Here is a 15529-nt window from a genome sequence, read left to right on the forward strand (position 1 = left end):
CGTGGCGCAGGAGGCTGGGCATGTCCCGCGGCCTGTGGTCGTTGGCCGTTTGGCGGTGCGGTGCGCGCCCACCAGGGGCGCCCTTTAGCCTGCCTACTCGCTGGCTACTGGTCTGCGAGGTCGTCGAAGTCCACGTCCTCGCCGTCGTCTTCGTCCGTGTTCTGGCCTTCGTCATTCCGGTGCCGGAACATCAGCACGGCGCCGGCGGCGGCCAGCAGAATGCCGGAGATGAGGAAGATGATGCCGCCGAGCCGGGCCGCGGTATAAGTCTCGCGGATGGCCCTGGCCTCGTCCGTGGCGTCCTGGACGTTCTTGCCGCCGACGGAATACACGGTGGCGTTGAAGGAATCGAGGAAGAAGATAATCACCAAAAGTGCGACGGACACGACGGCGATCACCGCGCCGGCAATCAGCGCCGGTTTTGCGTAGCGGGCCAGTCCCTGCGGGCGCCGGCGCCCCTGCCCGGCGTCGTCGCTGCCAACCGTGTCCTGCCCGGCCGTGTCCGCTGAGATGCTGTCGCCTGTGCCGCTGTCTTCCATGCCATCAAGCCTAGCCCCCGCCGTCCGGTCACAGCGCGCCCGCGGACCTCAACTACGCTGGATGGCATGACTGACGCACCGCAGGAACATATTGCCCCGATCCTCACCCCCGAGGGCTGGGAGCTGCTGGCGTCGTTGGGCCCGTACCGCGAGGACGAGGCCTTCCGCCTCACGGCGTCGCTGCGCAAGGCCGGCCACTCCCCCGAGCTGGTCTCGGCCGTGCTCACCCAGTCCCGGCTGCGGACCAAGGCCGAGGCGAAGTTCGGCGAATTCGCACGGCAGATGATTTTCACGAAGGCCGGCCTGGAACAGGCCACCCGGCTCACGGTAGCGGCACGGCACGCGCAGCGGTTCGCGGAGGCCGGGATCGGCCACGTCGCGGATCTCGGCTGCGGGCTCGGGGCGGACTCCATGGCCCTGGCCTCCCTGGACCTGGTGGTCACCGCCGTGGAAATTGATGAGGCCACAGCCGCCTGCGCCACGATGAACCTGATCCCGTTCCGCAATGCCACGGTGGTCCATTCCGATGCAACGTCGGTTTCGCTCGAGGGGGTCGACGGCGTCTGGCTCGACCCGGCCCGGCGTACGACGTCCACCTCGGGTACCAAACGGATCTGGGATCCGGAGGATTTCTCCCCGCCGCTGTCCTTCGTGGAGTCACTCGCAGGCTCCGGCCGCGCTGTCGGCGTGAAGATGGGACCGGGCATGCCGCACGATTCCGTGCCGGCCGGCTGCGAGGCGCAGTGGGTCTCCGTGGGCGGGGACGTGACCGAGGTGGCCCTGTGGTTCAACGCGGTGCGGCGTCCCGGGGTGCGGCGCGCAGCCCTCGTGCTCGGCCCCCTTGGTTCCGCTGAGCTCACCAGCGGCGAGGACTTCGGTGCCGGCCCGGTGGCGCCCGTGGGACCCGTGGAGGGGTACCTGTACGAGCCTGACGGCGCGGTAATCCGCGCCGGCCTGGTGGCCGACGTCGCCCTCCAACTGGGCGGGCACCTCGTGGACGAGCACATCGCCTACATCTGCGCCCCGGAGCTGCATGACACCCCGTTCGCCAAGGCGTACAGGGTCCTGGAGGTGATGCCGTTCAACGTCAAGGCACTCAAGGCCTGGGTCAAGGATCAAGGCATCGGGGTCCTGGACATCAAGAAGCGCGGTATGGCTGTCACACCCGAAGAGCTGCGCAAGCAACTCCTGCCCGGCGGCAGCGCAAAGCACAAGGACAAGGACAAGAAAGCAGCCACCCTGGTCCTCACCAGGATCGGCGAGGACCGGGTGGCCGTCTCAGTGGAGCCCGTCTAGCCCCGCCAGCGGGATCCCACCGGCGCAGTGCCCCGCCGCCGGATCTCAGCGAAGCGGCCGGGCAACTGGGCTGTCGCGCTACTGGGCCCGCGTGAAGTCCTCGGCTGACCGGATTTGCTCGTCGGTCGGCCGGACGCCGGTGTACAGCACGAACTGCTCGAGCGCCTGGATCGTGGCGACCTCGGCTCCGGTGATCACGGTCTTGCCGGCCGCGCGGCCGGCCTTGATCAGCGGTGTCTCGGCCGGGAGCGCGACGACGTCGAACACCACTTTGGCGGCGTCGATGGCCTCCTGCGGGAAGGGCAGCGCGGCGGCGTCCGGGCCTCCGGCCATCCCGATGGGGGTGACGTTGATGAGCATGTCCGCCGTGCCGGTACCGGACGCCGCAGAGCCAAGGTCCGGGCGCCAGGCGAAGCCGTACTGTTCGGCCAGGGCGCGGCCGGGGCCCTCGTTGCGGGCCACGACGGTCACGTCCTTGAACCCGGCATCCCGCAGCGCGGCCACGGTGGCCTTGGCCATGCCGCCGGCGCCCAGGACCAGCACCGAGTAGTCCGTGGGGACTGCATTGCTCTGCAGGAGCTGCTCAATTGCGGTGTAGTCGGTGTTGTACGCCGTGAGCCGGCCGCCGTCGTTGACGATGGTGTTGACCGAGTCGATGGCCTTCGCCGACGGGTCCATGACGTCAACGAGGGCGATCACGTCCTCCTTGTAAGGCATGGACACGGCGCAGCCGCGGATGCCGAGGCCGCGCACCCCGGCGATCGCCTGGGCGAGGTCGGTGGGGGCAAAGGCCTTGTAGATCCAGTTCAGGCCCAGCTGTTCGTACAGGTGGTTGTGGAAGCGCGTCCCGTTGTTGCTGGGCCGGGCCGAGAGCGAGATACACAGGGTCATGTCTTTGTTCAGAATGGGCACAGCTCCATTAAACGCCAGGATCGCTCCGGCTACCCGCAGCCCAACGCGCAACCGCGCGCGCCGTCGCTGACCAGCGATGTTGTGAATACACTCACGCACCAGCGGCAACTTTGACGCCGTCCCGGGGCCGCCCCTGCACTAGACTTGGACCACCCGTAGCCCTGCCGGCCGCCCGGCCGGCGCACTGGTGTGTGGGAAATTGCACGTGACACCGCCGGTGCCATGTCCAGAGGCATGTCCGAGGATGTTTGCCAGCGCATTTCCCCGCCAGGACCACGGCCAGCGACAGCAAAACAGTGAAGGGACCACATGAAGATCGAGTTCGCTTCATCAAGGCAGTCGACTCTTGGCGTGGAATGGGAGCTGGCGCTCGTCGACGCCGAGACCGGTGAGCTGGCCTCCGTGGCGAACCAGGTGCTGCGCGGCGTCGCGGCCCGGCATCCCGAACTCAATGAGGACGACGAGCACCCGCACATCAAGCAGGAGCTGCTGCTGAACACCGTGGAGCTCGTCACCGGCATCTGCACCACCGTCGCGGAGGCCAAGGCGGACCTGAGCAGCTCGCTCGCGGCTGTCCGGGACGTGACCGATCCGATGGGCGTGGAGATCTTTTGCGCCGGGAGTCACCCCTTCAGCCCGCCCCAGCTGCAGCCCGTCACGGACAAGGCACGCTACGCCAAGCTCATTGACCGGACCCAGTGGTGGGGCCGGCAGATGGTCATTTACGGCGTCCATGTGCACGTCGGACTGGACAGCCGGGACAAGGTCCTTCCGGTGCTGGACGGCCTGGTCAATTACTTCCCGCATTTCCAGGCGCTCTCCGCGTCCAGCCCGTTTTGGGGCGGCGAGGACACCGGATACGCCTCGCACCGCGCCCTCATGTTCCAGCAGCTGCCCACCGCCGGGCTGCCGTTCCAGTTCGCCAGCTGGGAGGACTACGAGTCCTACGTCCAGGACATGTTCACCACAGGTGTGATTGACACGCTCTCCGAGATCCGGTGGGACATCCGCCCCGTTCCGGCGCTTGGCACCATCGAGATGCGCATTTGCGACGGCCTGGCCACCCTCGAGGACGTCGGGGCGATCGCGGCACTGACGCAGTGCCTTGTCGACGAATTTTCCACCACGCTGGAAAACGGTGGCACCATTCCCACGATGCCCCCGTGGCATGTGCAGGAAAACAAGTGGCGCGCGGCCCGGTACGGCCTGGACGCGATCATCATCCTCGACGCCGACGGCAACGAGCAGCTCGTAACGGAGCACCTGCGCGAGACGCTCAAGCGGCTTGAGCCGGTGGCGGCGAAGCTGGGCTGCAGCGCCGAACTGGCCGACGTCGAGAAGATCATCGAGCGCGGCGCCGGCTACCAGCGGCAGCGCCGGGTCGCCGCCGAGCACGGCGGGGACCTGCGCGCCGTCGTCCTGGACCTGGTCAAGCAGATGCGCCAGGGCCCGGACGCCTAGCTCCGGCGCCCAACAGCCGCCACGCGGGCGGCCGGAGCCCCAGGCCGTCCTAGCTCCACGCGGACGAACCCTCAGGCTGTGGCCTCAGGCGGAGACGGTCGTGACCGGCATTGAGGAATCCGGGGCAAAGCCGATCCCGCTCGGTTGCACGCCGGCCATCACCAGTTGCGCCCCGAGCGCGGCCACCATGGCGCCGTTGTCCGTGCACAGCGGCAGCGGCGGCACCGTCAGCCGGATGCCGGCCGCACTGCAGCGTTGTTCGGTGAGCTGGCGCAGCCGCGAGTTGGCGGCGACCCCGCCACCCAGGAGGACCTCCGTGATGCCGTTTTCACGGCAGGCGAGCACCGCCTTGGCGGTGATGACATCCACCACGGCTTCCTGGAAGGCCGCGGCGATGTCTGCCACGGGCACCTCCTCGCCGCGGGCCTCGAACTGCTCCACGCAGCGGGCGACGGCGGTCTTGAGCCCGCTGAAGGACCAGTCGTAGCGGTGCGGTCCGGGTTCCTCGGCGGTCCCCATGTACTTGGGCTGTGTGAGCCCGCGCGGGAACCGGATGGCTTTGGCGTTGCCCGTGCGCGCGAGCTTGTCGATGGCCGGGCCGCCCGGGTAGCCCAGGCCCAGGAGCCGTGCCACCTTGTCATACGCTTCGCCGGCGGCGTCATCGATCGTGGAGCCCAGCAGCTCGACGTCGTCCGTGATGCTCCGGATCCGCAGGATCTCGGTATGGCCGCCGGAGACCAGGAGCGCGCCCATATTCTCCGGCAGGGCGTGCGGCGTTGTTTGCGGCGCCGGCGCGCCGGCGCCCTGCTGCAGGAGCCCGACGCCGACATGCGCCACCAGGTGGTTGATGGCGTAGAGCGGTTTGCCGGTGGCGACGGCGAGCGCCTTGGCCGCGCATACCCCCACCATGAGGGCACCTGCCAGGCCCGGCCCTGAGGTGACGGCGATCGCGTCGATGTCCGCGAGCGTCACTCCCGCCTCCGCGAGGGCCTCCTCGAGGGTGGGGACGAACGCGTCGAGGTGGGCGCGGGAGGCGATCTCGGGGATCACGCCGCCGAAGCGGACGTGTTCATCCATGGAGGACGAGACGGTGTTCGTCAGCAGGGTGGTTCCCCGGACGATGCCGACGCCGGTTTCGTCGCAGGAGGACTCGATGCCGAGCACGAGCGGCTGGGTGCGGTTCATGGTCGGCCTGCTTCCGTTGGCTGGGGGCTGAGTTCGCGGGGCAGCTGGAGCCGCATGATCAGGGCGTCGACGCCGTCTCGGTAGTAGCGGGGCCGGACGTGGATCTGTTCGAAGCCGAAGCGCAGGTAGAGCTGCTGGGCCCGGGGGTTGTCCGCCCTGACCTCGAGCAGCACGTCCTGGGCGTGCCGGCGCCGGCTTTCCGCGATCAGCTCAATGAGCAGGGCAGAGCCGATGCCCTTGCCTTCCTGCTCGGGCACCACGGCGATGGTCTGGACGTCCGAGATCGGTTCGATGCACATGAGCCCGGCATAGCCCACGATCCCGCCGTGCACCTCCGCCACGAGGTAGCGGCGGGTATCCACCTGCGCCAGCTCGTCGTGGAACATCTGCAGCGGCCAGGCATCCACGGGAAAGAGCCGGAGTTCCAGGGCGTGGATGGCGGGGATGTCCGCGGCGTCCATGTCCCGCAGGGTGACCCCGCCGGGCAGCCGGACGGCTCGCTCCGCGCTCACAGGGCACGCTTCCGGGGTCCGGGCACTTGGGCGTCGGATTCGCGCAGGTACAGGGGGGTGGAGTCCAGGAGCTGTTCCCCCGCGGAGAGCCGGGCGAGTGCGAACTGGCCGAGCGAGAGGGCCTCCGGCTGGCGGGTGCTGAATTCCGCGACCGCCTTGACTGCGTCGGAGTAGATTCCTGCCCCGGCACCGTAGACGGGCAGATCCGGCAGGTCCGCGGCGAATCCCACGTGCGGGCCGTCCTCCAGATGCGGCAGCTGGGCATCGGAGAGGGTGTACCGGGCCCAGTACACTTCCTTGCGGCGCGCATCGGTGGCGACAATGAACTCCGCTGCCGAGTCGGTGGATTCGGCTACTTCCAGGGCGATGGCGTCCAGGCTCATGACGCCGTACAGCGGCTTGCCCCAGACAAAAGCGAGGGTGCGGGCCGTGACGATCCCGGAGCGCAGCCCCGTGAACGGGCCGGGGCCGACGCCGGTGACGATAGCGTCGACGTCGTGCCCGCTGACGCCGGCCTCAGCCAGGAGCCCGTCGATCCCCGGGGCCAGGACCTCCGCGTGGGTGCGCGTGTCCTCGGTGGCGAAGCTGGCGAGCACGGATTCCGGCGCATCATCGGAGACCAGGGCGGCGCTGGCGACAGCTGAAGTGTCGATGGCGAGGATCAGCATCAGGGATTCCGTTCCGGGCTCTGGGGCGTGGTCCCGGGCAAGGGCTCGGCGCCGGGCAGCGTCGGGGCTCCGGCCCAGCGCGGGCCGAAGCCGCGGATGACGACGGTCCGCGGTTCGTCGTCGTCGTCCGTGTCGAAATCCAGAACGGGACTGGCGCCGGTTTCGGCGGGGGTTTCGGGGGTTTCGGGGGTTTCGGCGGAAGCGGCGGCGCCTCCGCGGGTGCGGTGGAGTTCGACCTCCAGCCGGCTGTCGCTGAGGTGCTCAACCCGGCCGCGGCCCCACTCGACCACCGTCACGGCGCTGTCCATGGTGTTTTCAAGATCGATGTCGTCGATTTCAGCGGCCGACTCCAGCCGGTAGGCATCCACATGCACCAGGTCCGGTCCGCCCGGCCGGGGTCCTCCGGGGAGGTTGGGGTGGATGCGCACCAGGACAAAGGTCGGCGAGATGATGCCGGCCCGCACTCCCAGGCCCTCCCCCAGCCCCTGCGTGAACGTGGTCTTGCCGGCACCCAGTTCGCCGGTCAGGACCAGCAGATCGCCGGTCTCCAGCACGGCGCCGAGGGCCGCGGCGAGCGCATGCGTCTGCGCCGCCGTGTGGACCTCAAGGCTCCGTTCCCACGCGGGCGCGCTCACGGCCGCTCTTCGCCGGTGGAGGGCTCTTCGTTCAGGTAGCGGCGCGGCACGCGGGGGCTGATCCTGGTGACGATCTCGTAGTTGTTGGTACCGGCGGCCTTGGCCCAGTCATCGGCTGTGGGTCCGCCGTCGGCGCCGTCGCCAAACAGCACTGCCTCGGCGCCGAGGATGCTCGGGCCTCCGGCCGCCACGTGGCGGGGTCCGAGGTCGATCACCATCTGGTCCATCGCAATTCGCCCCACTACCGGATAGTTCACGCCCTCGACCCGGACGGGGCCACCGGTGGCGATGCGCGGCACGCCATCGGCGTAGCCCAGTGGGATGAGCCCGAGGGTGCTGACGCCGTCCGTGCGGTAGTTCAGCCCGTAGGAAACGCCCTGCCCGGCGGGCACGTCCTTGCAGTGCGAGACCACCGTGCGGACCGTCATGGCCGGGCGCAGCCCGAGCTCCGCCGGGCTTTGCCCTTCGAAGGGTGACAGCCCGTACAGGCCCAGCCCCACGCGGACGAGGTCAAAGTGGGTGTCCGGCCGGGAGAGGGTGGCCGGGGTGTTGGCGAGGTGGCGGACCTCGGGGTCCACGCCGGCGTCCTGGGCGACGGCGAGGACCTGGCGGAACGCGGCGAGCTGCTCGTCGGTTTCGGGCCGATCGGGTTCGTCGGCGACGGCCAGGTGGGAGAAGATTCCCACGACCCGGAGCAGGCCCTGGTCCTGGTGTTCCATGGCTTCGCCGACCAGGCTGTCCCAGGCATCGACGGTGGCGCCGTTGCGGCCGAGCCCGGTGTCGACCTTCAGGTGGACGCGGGCGGGCCGTTCCTGCTCGCGGGCCGCGGCCACGATCCGGTCCAGTTCCCAGCCCGAGCAGCCTATGTCGATTCCTGCGGCCACTGCGGCGGCGAAGTTGCTGTCCGGGGTGTGCAGCCAGGCCAGCAGCGGCGCCTCGATCCCGGCGGCGCGCAGGGCGAGGGCCTCGGAGATGTGGGCGACGCCAATCCAGCTAGCCCCCGCGCCGAGGGCCGCGCGGGTCACCTGGACGGCGCCGTGCCCGTAGGCGTCGGCCTTGACCACAGCCATGACCTGCGCGGGTGAGGCCACTGCTGCGATGCGGCGGACGTTGTGCCGGATGGCGTCGAGATCGATTACGGCTGAGCGCTCCTCAGCGTGGGCCGGCACTGCCGCCGAACCGGGCAGGAGATCGCCTGTTGCTGCTTGGTAAGTCACCTAACGATTCTAGGCGCGGCGCTGCGGGCCGAATAATCGGCCGGCCCGGCCACCGCTGGACATGCCCATTCCTCCCCGCGGGACATGCCCATTCCTCCCCGCGGGACATGCTCATTTTTCACACTCAAGGACGCGCACAACGGGTCCATGCCCGAGCCCCGGCCCCACCGGAGGACATGCCCACTGGTGGCACGAATCCGGCCGCACCCACCGCGGGACATGCTCATTTTTCACACTCAAGGACGCGCACAACGGGTCCATGCCCGAGCCCCGGCCCCACCGGAGGACATGCCCAGTTGTGCCACGAATCCGGCCGCACCCACCGCGGGACATGCTCATTTTTCACACTCAAGGACGCGCACAACGGGTCCATGCCCGAGCCCCGGCCCCACCGGAGGACATGCCCACTGGTGGCACGAATCCGGCCGCACCCACCGCGGGACATGCTCATTTTTCACACTCAAGGCCGTGCACAACGGGTCCATGCCCGAGCCCCGGCCCCAGCGGAGGACATGTCCACTGGCGCCAGCCACGAAAACCCAGCCGCGCCGGCCCGTCTATGCGTCGGACTGGTGCGCGATGGTCGCCGTCGCGCGCCGCTGCGCCTCGGGCGGGACGTCGTGCAGGATCTCTTCCAGGAAGCGGTAGCGGCGAAGCCATTGGCTGCTTTGCCGTTCCTTCCGGGCGTTGGCCCGCTGCCACCAGTCGGCAATGTCGCCCCAGCCGGGCGCGGCCAGCGAGCCGCCCACCTCCTGGACGGCCAGTGCGGCGCACAGATTGGCAAAGCGGAGACGGTCTCCCAGCGGCCAGCCGGCCAGGGAGCCGACAATGAAGGCCGCACCGAAGCAGTCACCGGCGCCGGTGGGATCGTAGGCCCGGACCGGCAGGGAGGGGACCCACTCCTCCTCCCCCGTTTCCGAATCCACGGCCATGGATCCCTGGGCGCCGAGGGTGACCACCGCCACCGGAACCCGGTCCGCAAGCGAGTACAGGGCGGACCAGGGGTCGTCGCAGCCCGTGAAGTTCATGGCCTCGTGCTGGTTCGGCATGAAAGCGTGGAAATACTTCAGGTTGTCCAGCCGGGTCGAGGACCACGCGCCGGTGGGGTCCCAGCCGACATCGCCGAACAGCTGGACGCCGTTCTTGTGCGCGTCGACTGCCCACGGTTCGAGTTCCTCCCCCAGCTCCGCGACGGCTGCGAGCGCCGGCGGCGGGCATCCGACCAGCTCGGTGGAGGTCACCGGCGCCGGGTGCCCGTGCGTCACCATGGACCGGTCCTTCTCCACACTCAAGGACACCGTGACGGGCGAATGCCAGCCTGGAACACGCCGGGACAGGGACAGGTCCACGTGTTCCTGGGCGGCCAGAATCTTCCAGTTGTAGTCACCGTAGCCGTCATCGCCGAACACGGCGGCAAGGCCGGTCCGCAGTCCCAGCCGGGAGGCGGCGATGGCCTGATTGGCGACGCCCCCGGGGCAGCTGCCCATCCCGTCGCTCCAGATTTCCGTGCCGGGCTGCGGCGCGTGGGGAAGCCCGGTGAAGATGATGTCCTGGAACACGGTCCCGGTCAGGAGCAGGTCGAATCCGTCCGCGGCCGGGCTGCGGACGGCAGAGAGCGGATCAAATCGCCGCGCCGGGGTCGCGTCCATATACGGCACATTACGCCGTACCGCCGTCGAGGGATACCAGGGGAAAGCGGGGCCCAAACCGGCGGGGAACACGGCGGGGAATAGACTGTCCGCATGCGGCTCACGATCGCCGGCGGAGGCGGCTTCCGCGTCCCCCTGGTCTACCGGGCGCTCTCTGCCGGGCCTTTCGCGGGGCTGGTGCGGGAGCTGGTGCTCTACGACGTCGACCCCGCCAGGCTGGCGGCCATCGAGGCGGTCCTGGCCTCCCTCGCCCGGCAGGGCCCGCCGGGTTCCAGCCTGCCGGGTTCCGGCCCGCAGATCCGTGCCGTGTCCTCGCTCCCCGAGGCCCTGGACGGCGCCGACATGGTCTTCGCCGCCATCCGGCCCGGCGGCACCGCCGGCCGGACCGCCGACGAGCGGATCGCCCTGGACCTCGGACTCCTGGGCCAGGAAACCACCGGCGCCGGCGGGATCTCCTACGCGCTTCGCTCCATTCCGCCGATGCTGCGGCTCGCCGAGGAAATGCGGAGCCGCTGCCCCGGGGCGCGGCTGCTCAACTTCACCAACCCCGCGGGCATGGTGACGGAGGCCCTGGTCCCCGTGCTGGGTCCCAGGGTGATCGGGATTTGCGACTCCGCCAGCGGCCTGGTGCACCGCGCGGCGCGGGCCGCCGGCGTCGCGCTGCCCGAGGGCACGCTCGACGGCGTGGGCTACTACGGCCTGAACCACCTCGGCTGGCTGTACCGGCTGGAGGCCGGGGGCCGGGACGCCCTCCCGGCACTGCTCGCGAACTCCGCGGTGCTGTCGGAATTCGAGGAAGGCCGGCTGTTCTCCCCCGGGTTGCTGGCCAGCCTTGGCTGCCTGCCGAATGAATATCTTTTCTACTACTACGACACCATTCGTGCGGTGGCCGGCATGCGCGCCGCAGGTCAGACCCGGGGGGAATCGATCGCCCGGCAGCAGGCCGAGCTCTATCCCCGGCTGGCCGCCGCCGGGCCGGAGGCCTTTGCCCTGTGGGAGGATGCCCGCCGGTCCCGCGAGGAGGGCTACCTCGCGGAGGCCCGCACCTCGGGCGAACGCCGCGACGAGACCGACCTCGCCGGCGGCGGCTACGAGCGGGTGGCACTGGCGGCCATGCGCGCCCTCTCCGGTGGCGGCGCGGCGGACCTGATCCTCAACACACGCAACGCCGTCACCACCGTTGGGTCCGCCGGCCCGGAAGCGGGCGGCGCCGGGTCCGGAGCACAGGTGGTGCCGGCTGTCCCGGGGCTGCCGGCCGACGCCGTCGTCGAAGTTCCGTGCCGGGTGACGCCCGACGGCGCCAGGCCGGTCCCGCAGGACCGTCCGGGACCGGCCCAACTGGAGCTGCTGCGCCGCGTCAAGGACGTCGAACGGCTCGTGGTGGAGGCGGCGACGACCGGCCGGCGGGAGGCGGCCCTCGCCGCGTTCGCCAGGCATCCGCTCGTGGATTCGGATGTCCTCGCCGGCCAACTGCTGGCCGGCTATGAAGCAGCCTTCCCGGAGCTGGGCCGCCTCTGGCACAGCGGGCCGTAGCTGCCCGTGGGCCTTAACGGCCCGCCAACATCAGCGTCCCGCGGCACCGGGCCGGCAACCCTAGAGCTTTCGGTACATCACGTGCAGGCCCACGTAGCCCAGTTCAGGGTGGTTGAACGCCTCGGGAATGGTCGCGAGCACCTCGAAGCCCATCGATTTCCACGCGGCCACGGCCCGGACATTGCTTTCCACCACGGCGTTGAACTGCATGGCCCGGAAACCGGCGTCGCGCGCGGCGTCGAGCGAATAGGCGCAGAGGGCCCGGGCCAGTCCGCGGCCTGCCTGGGCCGGGTGGACCATGTAGCCCGCGTTGGCCACATGGCTGCCGCCGCCGCCCTGGTTGGGGTGCAGCTCGCCGGTGCCAAGAACCGCGCCGGTGTCGGAGGCTACCGCGACGAACGTCCGGCCCGGCGCCAGCTTGAACCAGCGTGCGCGGGCCTCGTCCTCGGCCGTGTCCCGGTCCCAGGTAAAAGTCTCCCCGGACCGGACGACGGGTTCCAGGATCGCCCAGATGCCCGGCCAGTCCTCCGGGCCAGCCTCCCGGATGGTCCAGCCGGTTGCAGGTTCTTGTCCTGTCGTAGTGTTCACAGCGGCCACGTTAGCAGCACGCCCCGGTCTGCGGACCGAGCCTGCGGTCCCGTGAACCGGCCGGCACTTCAGGAGTAATGTTTTATCGACATGCATTGGTCAGAAAGAAATGGGCAGAGGAAAGGGGAACCGTGTCGCTGATCCGCCGCGTCGCTTTCCTCTCCCTGCACACCTCGCCCATGGAACAGCCCGGCTCCGGTGACGCCGGCGGCATGAACGTGTACGTCCGGGCGCTGGCCGCCGCCCTCGCCGAGACGGGCGTGGAAGTGGAGATCTTCACCCGGTCCACCTCGGCCACCCAGCCCGCCGTCGAACACCCGTCCCCGGGCGTGTGCGTGCACAACGTCCTCGCCGGCCCGCCCCGGAAGCTGCCCAAGGAGGAACTTCCGGGGCTGCTGCACAGCATGGTCGCCGAGGTCAACCGGATCCGCCAGCTCCAGCCGCACGGCCGGTATGACGTCATCCATTCCCACTACTGGGTCTCCGGGGTGGCCGGGCTGGAGCTCGCGGAGCTGTGGCGGCTGCCCCTCGTCCACACCATGCACACGATGGCGAAGGTCAAGAACCAGCTCCTCGAGTCCGGCGAACAGCCCGAGCCGCGGCGGCGTGAGGACGGCGAGCACCGGATTGTCGACGGCGCCACCCGGCTGATCGCCAATACCGGCACCGAAGCGGCCGAACTCGTCTCGCACTACAACGCCGACATCGACCACATCGACGTCGCGCCGCCCGGCGTGGACCTGGCCGTCTTCACGCCGGCCTTCAGGAACCGGGCCAGGGCCCAGCACGGCATCGCCCCGGGCAAGTTCCATCTGCTGTTCGCGGGCCGGATCCAGCGGCTCAAGGGCCCGCAGATCCTGATCAAGGCGGCGGCGCTCCTGCGCTCCCGGCGCCCGGACATCGACCTGCAGCTGACCATCCTGGGGGCCGTCAGCGGCGCCAAGGACTTCAACCTCAAGACGCTGATCAGCGCCGCCGGAATGGACGACGTCGCCACCCACCACCCGCCGGTGAACGCCCCGGAACTGGCCGGCTGGTACCGGTCCGCCGACGTCGTGGTCATGCCCTCCTACAGCGAGTCCTTCGGCCTGGTGGCGCTGGAGGCGCAGGCCTGCGGGACGCCGGTCCTCGCCACGAAAGTCGGCGGCCTCTCCCGCGCCGTCCAGGACGGACGGACCGGGATGCTGATCGAGGGCCACAAGGCCAGCGACTGGGCGGACGCCCTCGAGTCGCTCTTCGACGACACCCAAACCCGCACCGACATGGGGCGCGCCGCCGCGATCCATGCCCAGGAGTTCGGCTGGCAACGCACCGCCGCGATTACGCTGGAGAGCTACCACACCGCCGTGAGCCAGTATTTTGGAAGCCTGACCATCCCGGTGGGCCACACACCCTGAACCGGATCCACCCCCTCCGCCCGCTCCAACCCCGGCCGGCAACACCGGACCGGGACAAACCCGCCGACGCCACGAGCCGAAGGACAACGATGTCTGAGACCACCACTGCCGGGAACAACGTCCCCAGCGACCTGGAAATTGCCCAGCGGGCAGTCATGAAGCCGATCGGGGAGATTGCGGCGGCCGCCGGCATCACCCCGGACGCGCTGGAACTCTACGGACCTTACAAGGCCAAGATCGACCCTGCGAAGCTGACCGTTCCGGCGGGAGCCCCCGTGCGCGCGCCCGGCAAGGTCGTGCTGGTCTCCGCGATGTCGCCCACCCCCGCCGGCGAAGGCAAATCCACCACGACGGTGGGGCTCGCGGATTCCCTGGCCCGGGCCGGGCACAGCGTGATGATCGCGCTGCGCGAACCCTCGCTCGGCCCCATCCTGGGCATGAAGGGCGGCGCGACCGGCGGCGGCTACTCCCAGGTGCTGCCGATGGACCAGATCAACTTGCACTTCACGGGCGATTTCCACGCCATCACCTCGGCGAACAACGCCCTCATGGCACTCGTGGACAACCACATCTTCCAGGGCAACGAGCTCAACATCGATCCGCGCCGGATGACGTTCAAGCGCGTCCTGGACATGAACGACCGGTCCCTCCGGGAGGTAGTAATCGGTCTCGGCGGGCCCGCCCAGGGCACGCCGCGGCAGGACGGCTTCGACATCACCGTGGCCTCGGAGATCATGGCCGTGTTCTGCCTCGCCACGGACCTGAACGATCTGCGCGACCGGCTCGGCCGGATCACGTTCGGCTACACCTACGACCGCCGGCCCGTCACCGTGGCCGACCTCGGCGTCCAGGGCGCCCTGACCATGCTGCTCAAGGACGCGATCAAACCCAACCTCGTGCAGACCATCGCCGGCACCCCGGCGCTGGTGCACGGCGGGCCCTTCGCCAACATCGCCCACGGCTGCAACTCCCTCATCGCCACGCAGACGGCCCGCCGCCTTGCGGACATCGTCATCACCGAGGCGGGGTTCGGCGCGGACCTCGGCGCCGAAAAGTACATGGACATTAAGGCGCGGATGGCCGACGTCGCCCCGTCCGGCGTCGTCCTCGTGGCCACCGTCCGGGCGCTCAAGATGCACGGCGGCGTGCCGAAAGACCTGCTCAAGGAGCCCAACGTGGAGGCGCTGGCCGCCGGCGTCGCCAATCTGCGGCGCCACATCCGCAACGTCGAGAAGTTCGGCATCACCCCGGTTGTGGCGGTCAACAAATTCGCCACGGACACCGCTGAGGAGCTGGACTGGCTGCTTCAGTGGTGCGCCGCGGAGGGAGTCCAGGCCGCGGTGGCCGATGTGTGGGGCCGCGGCGGTGGCGGCGACGGTGGCGACGAGCTCGCGGCGAAGGTGGCGGCCGCGATCGAGGCCCCGCACGGCTTCCGGCACCTGTACCCGCTGGAGATGTCCGTGGAGGACAAGATCCGGACCATCGTGCAGGAGATCTACGGCGCCGACGGCGTGGACTTCTCCGTGCCCGCGCTCAAACGGCTGGCCGAGATCGAGAAGAACGGCTGGTCCGGGATGCCGGTGTGCATGGCGAAGACCCAGTACTCCTTCACCGACGACGCCACCCGGCTCGGCGCGCCCAAGGGCTTCACCATCCACGTCCGGGATCTCATCCCCAAGACCGGCGCAGGCTTCATCGTGGCCCTCACCGGCGCCGTGATGACCATGCCGGGCCTGCCCAAGGTGCCGGCAGCGATGCGGATGGACGTCGACGACGCCGGCAACCCGGTCGGCCTCTTCTAAACGCCTCTGACGCTCCCTCACATCCTGCATCCCCCCAACCAACGATCCTTCAGGTCCGGCAACTCCCCAACCGACGCTCCCTCAGGTCCGGCGTGGCGCTTGACCCTGCCGCCGCGGGCCGATCCGGGACATCTG

The 15529-nt window shown here is 69.7% G+C and carries 14 protein-coding genes; 5 read left to right on the top strand and 9 right to left on the bottom strand.

Annotation, left to right across the window (positions count from 1 at the left end):
• Positions 1-104: 104 nt before the first annotated feature.
• A complete protein-coding gene (locus tag AC1DRO_RS05120; protein WP_476950058.1) occupies positions 105-539 on the bottom strand; it encodes a hypothetical protein in 435 nt (144 codons plus the stop codon).
• Positions 540-605: 66 nt separating this feature from the next.
• Here AC1DRO_RS05120 and AC1DRO_RS05125 point away from each other — a divergent pair, with 66 nt between their 5' ends.
• Complete coding sequence (locus tag AC1DRO_RS05125) at positions 606-1835, top strand: class I SAM-dependent methyltransferase (protein ID WP_476950059.1); 1230 nt, start codon at positions 606-608, stop codon at positions 1833-1835.
• Positions 1836-1913: 78 nt separating this feature from the next.
• Here AC1DRO_RS05125 and AC1DRO_RS05130 read toward each other — a convergent pair whose 3' ends face one another.
• Complete coding sequence (locus AC1DRO_RS05130; RefSeq protein WP_476950060.1) at positions 1914-2747, bottom strand: shikimate 5-dehydrogenase; 834 nt, start codon at positions 2745-2747, stop codon at positions 1914-1916.
• Between the two features lie 309 nt (positions 2748-3056).
• Between AC1DRO_RS05130 and AC1DRO_RS05135 the strand changes: the two genes are divergently transcribed.
• A complete protein-coding gene (locus AC1DRO_RS05135) occupies positions 3057-4208 on the top strand; it encodes a glutamate--cysteine ligase (RefSeq protein WP_028275751.1) in 1152 nt (383 codons plus the stop codon).
• A gap of 84 nt (positions 4209-4292) precedes the next feature.
• Here AC1DRO_RS05135 and tsaD read toward each other — a convergent pair whose 3' ends face one another.
• From tsaD to AC1DRO_RS05165, 6 genes are all read right to left on the bottom strand, one after another.
• Positions 4293-5393 carry a tRNA (adenosine(37)-N6)-threonylcarbamoyltransferase complex transferase subunit TsaD gene (gene tsaD / locus AC1DRO_RS05140; RefSeq protein WP_476950061.1) on the bottom strand — a complete coding sequence of 367 codons (1101 nt, stop codon included), beginning with the start codon at positions 5391-5393 and terminating at the stop codon, positions 4293-4295.
• A complete protein-coding gene (gene rimI, locus AC1DRO_RS05145) occupies positions 5390-5854 on the bottom strand; it encodes a ribosomal protein S18-alanine N-acetyltransferase (RefSeq protein ID WP_476950159.1) in 465 nt (154 codons plus the stop codon). Before rimI ends, tsaD begins: the two co-directional genes overlap by 4 nt.
• Before the next feature lie 47 nt (positions 5855-5901).
• On the bottom strand, positions 5902-6573 hold the full coding sequence (gene tsaB, locus AC1DRO_RS05150; RefSeq protein WP_028275754.1) for a tRNA (adenosine(37)-N6)-threonylcarbamoyltransferase complex dimerization subunit type 1 TsaB: 672 nt from the start codon (positions 6571-6573) through the stop codon (positions 5902-5904).
• Positions 6573-7208: a tRNA (adenosine(37)-N6)-threonylcarbamoyltransferase complex ATPase subunit type 1 TsaE gene (gene tsaE / locus AC1DRO_RS05155; protein WP_476950062.1), complete on the bottom strand. Its 636-nt coding sequence runs from the start codon at positions 7206-7208 to the stop codon at positions 6573-6575. The genes tsaB and tsaE overlap by 1 nt, the downstream gene beginning before the upstream one ends.
• Complete coding sequence (gene alr / locus AC1DRO_RS05160) at positions 7205-8425, bottom strand: alanine racemase (RefSeq protein ID WP_476950063.1); 1221 nt, start codon at positions 8423-8425, stop codon at positions 7205-7207. Before alr ends, tsaE begins: the two co-directional genes overlap by 4 nt.
• A 557-nt stretch (positions 8426-8982) precedes the next feature.
• Positions 8983-10074 carry a carbohydrate kinase family protein gene (locus tag AC1DRO_RS05165; protein ID WP_476950064.1) on the bottom strand — a complete coding sequence of 364 codons (1092 nt, stop codon included), beginning with the start codon at positions 10072-10074 and terminating at the stop codon, positions 8983-8985.
• A gap of 93 nt (positions 10075-10167) precedes the next feature.
• Between AC1DRO_RS05165 and AC1DRO_RS05170 the strand changes: the two genes are divergently transcribed.
• Entirely contained in the window at positions 10168-11607 is a 1440-nt protein-coding gene (locus tag AC1DRO_RS05170) for a family 4 glycosyl hydrolase (RefSeq protein ID WP_476950065.1), read from the top strand.
• Between the two features lie 60 nt (positions 11608-11667).
• Here the strand turns inward: AC1DRO_RS05170 and AC1DRO_RS05175 are convergent, their stop codons facing one another.
• Positions 11668-12195, bottom strand: a complete 528-nt coding sequence (locus AC1DRO_RS05175; protein ID WP_476950066.1) for an N-acetyltransferase family protein — start codon at positions 12193-12195, stop codon at positions 11668-11670.
• Positions 12196-12326: 131 nt separating this feature from the next.
• Between AC1DRO_RS05175 and mshA the strand changes: the two genes are divergently transcribed.
• Together mshA and AC1DRO_RS05185 are read left to right on the top strand one after the other, a co-directional pair.
• Positions 12327-13592 (top strand): D-inositol-3-phosphate glycosyltransferase, encoded by a 1266-nt coding sequence (gene mshA / locus AC1DRO_RS05180; protein WP_476950067.1) that lies wholly within the window; start codon positions 12327-12329, stop codon positions 13590-13592.
• Positions 13593-13681: 89 nt separating this feature from the next.
• The gene (locus AC1DRO_RS05185) at positions 13682-15394 is read left to right on the top strand and encodes a formate--tetrahydrofolate ligase (protein ID WP_476950068.1); all 1713 of its coding nucleotides are present in this window, start codon (positions 13682-13684) and stop codon (positions 15392-15394) included.
• The last annotated feature ends 135 nt before the right edge of the window (positions 15395-15529 follow it).

The sequence above is a fragment of the Arthrobacter sp. P4_F11 genome (genome assembly GCF_056401395.1).

Excerpts from the sequence above, each read along its gene's own strand:
- AC1DRO_RS05120 (WP_476950058.1), bottom strand. The coding sequence starts at position 539 with ATGGAAGACAGCGGCACAGGCGACAGCATCTCAGCGGACACGGCCGGG.
- AC1DRO_RS05125 (WP_476950059.1), top strand. The coding sequence starts at position 606 with ATGACTGACGCACCGCAGGAACATATTGCCCCGATCCTCACCCCCGAG.
- AC1DRO_RS05135 (WP_028275751.1), top strand. The coding sequence starts at position 3,057 with ATGAAGATCGAGTTCGCTTCATCAAGGCAGTCGACTCTTGGCGTGGAA.
- tsaD (WP_476950061.1), bottom strand. The coding sequence starts at position 5,393 with ATGAACCGCACCCAGCCGCTCGTGCTCGGCATCGAGTCCTCCTGCGAC.
- rimI (WP_476950159.1), bottom strand. The coding sequence starts at position 5,854 with ATGGACGCCGCGGACATCCCCGCCATCCACGCCCTGGAACTCCGGCTC.
- tsaB (WP_028275754.1), bottom strand. The coding sequence starts at position 6,573 with ATGCTGATCCTCGCCATCGACACTTCAGCTGTCGCCAGCGCCGCCCTG.
- AC1DRO_RS05165 (WP_476950064.1), bottom strand. The coding sequence starts at position 10,074 with ATGGACGCGACCCCGGCGCGGCGATTTGATCCGCTCTCTGCCGTCCGC.
- AC1DRO_RS05170 (WP_476950065.1), top strand. The coding sequence starts at position 10,168 with ATGCGGCTCACGATCGCCGGCGGAGGCGGCTTCCGCGTCCCCCTGGTC.
- AC1DRO_RS05185 (WP_476950068.1), top strand. The coding sequence starts at position 13,682 with ATGTCTGAGACCACCACTGCCGGGAACAACGTCCCCAGCGACCTGGAA.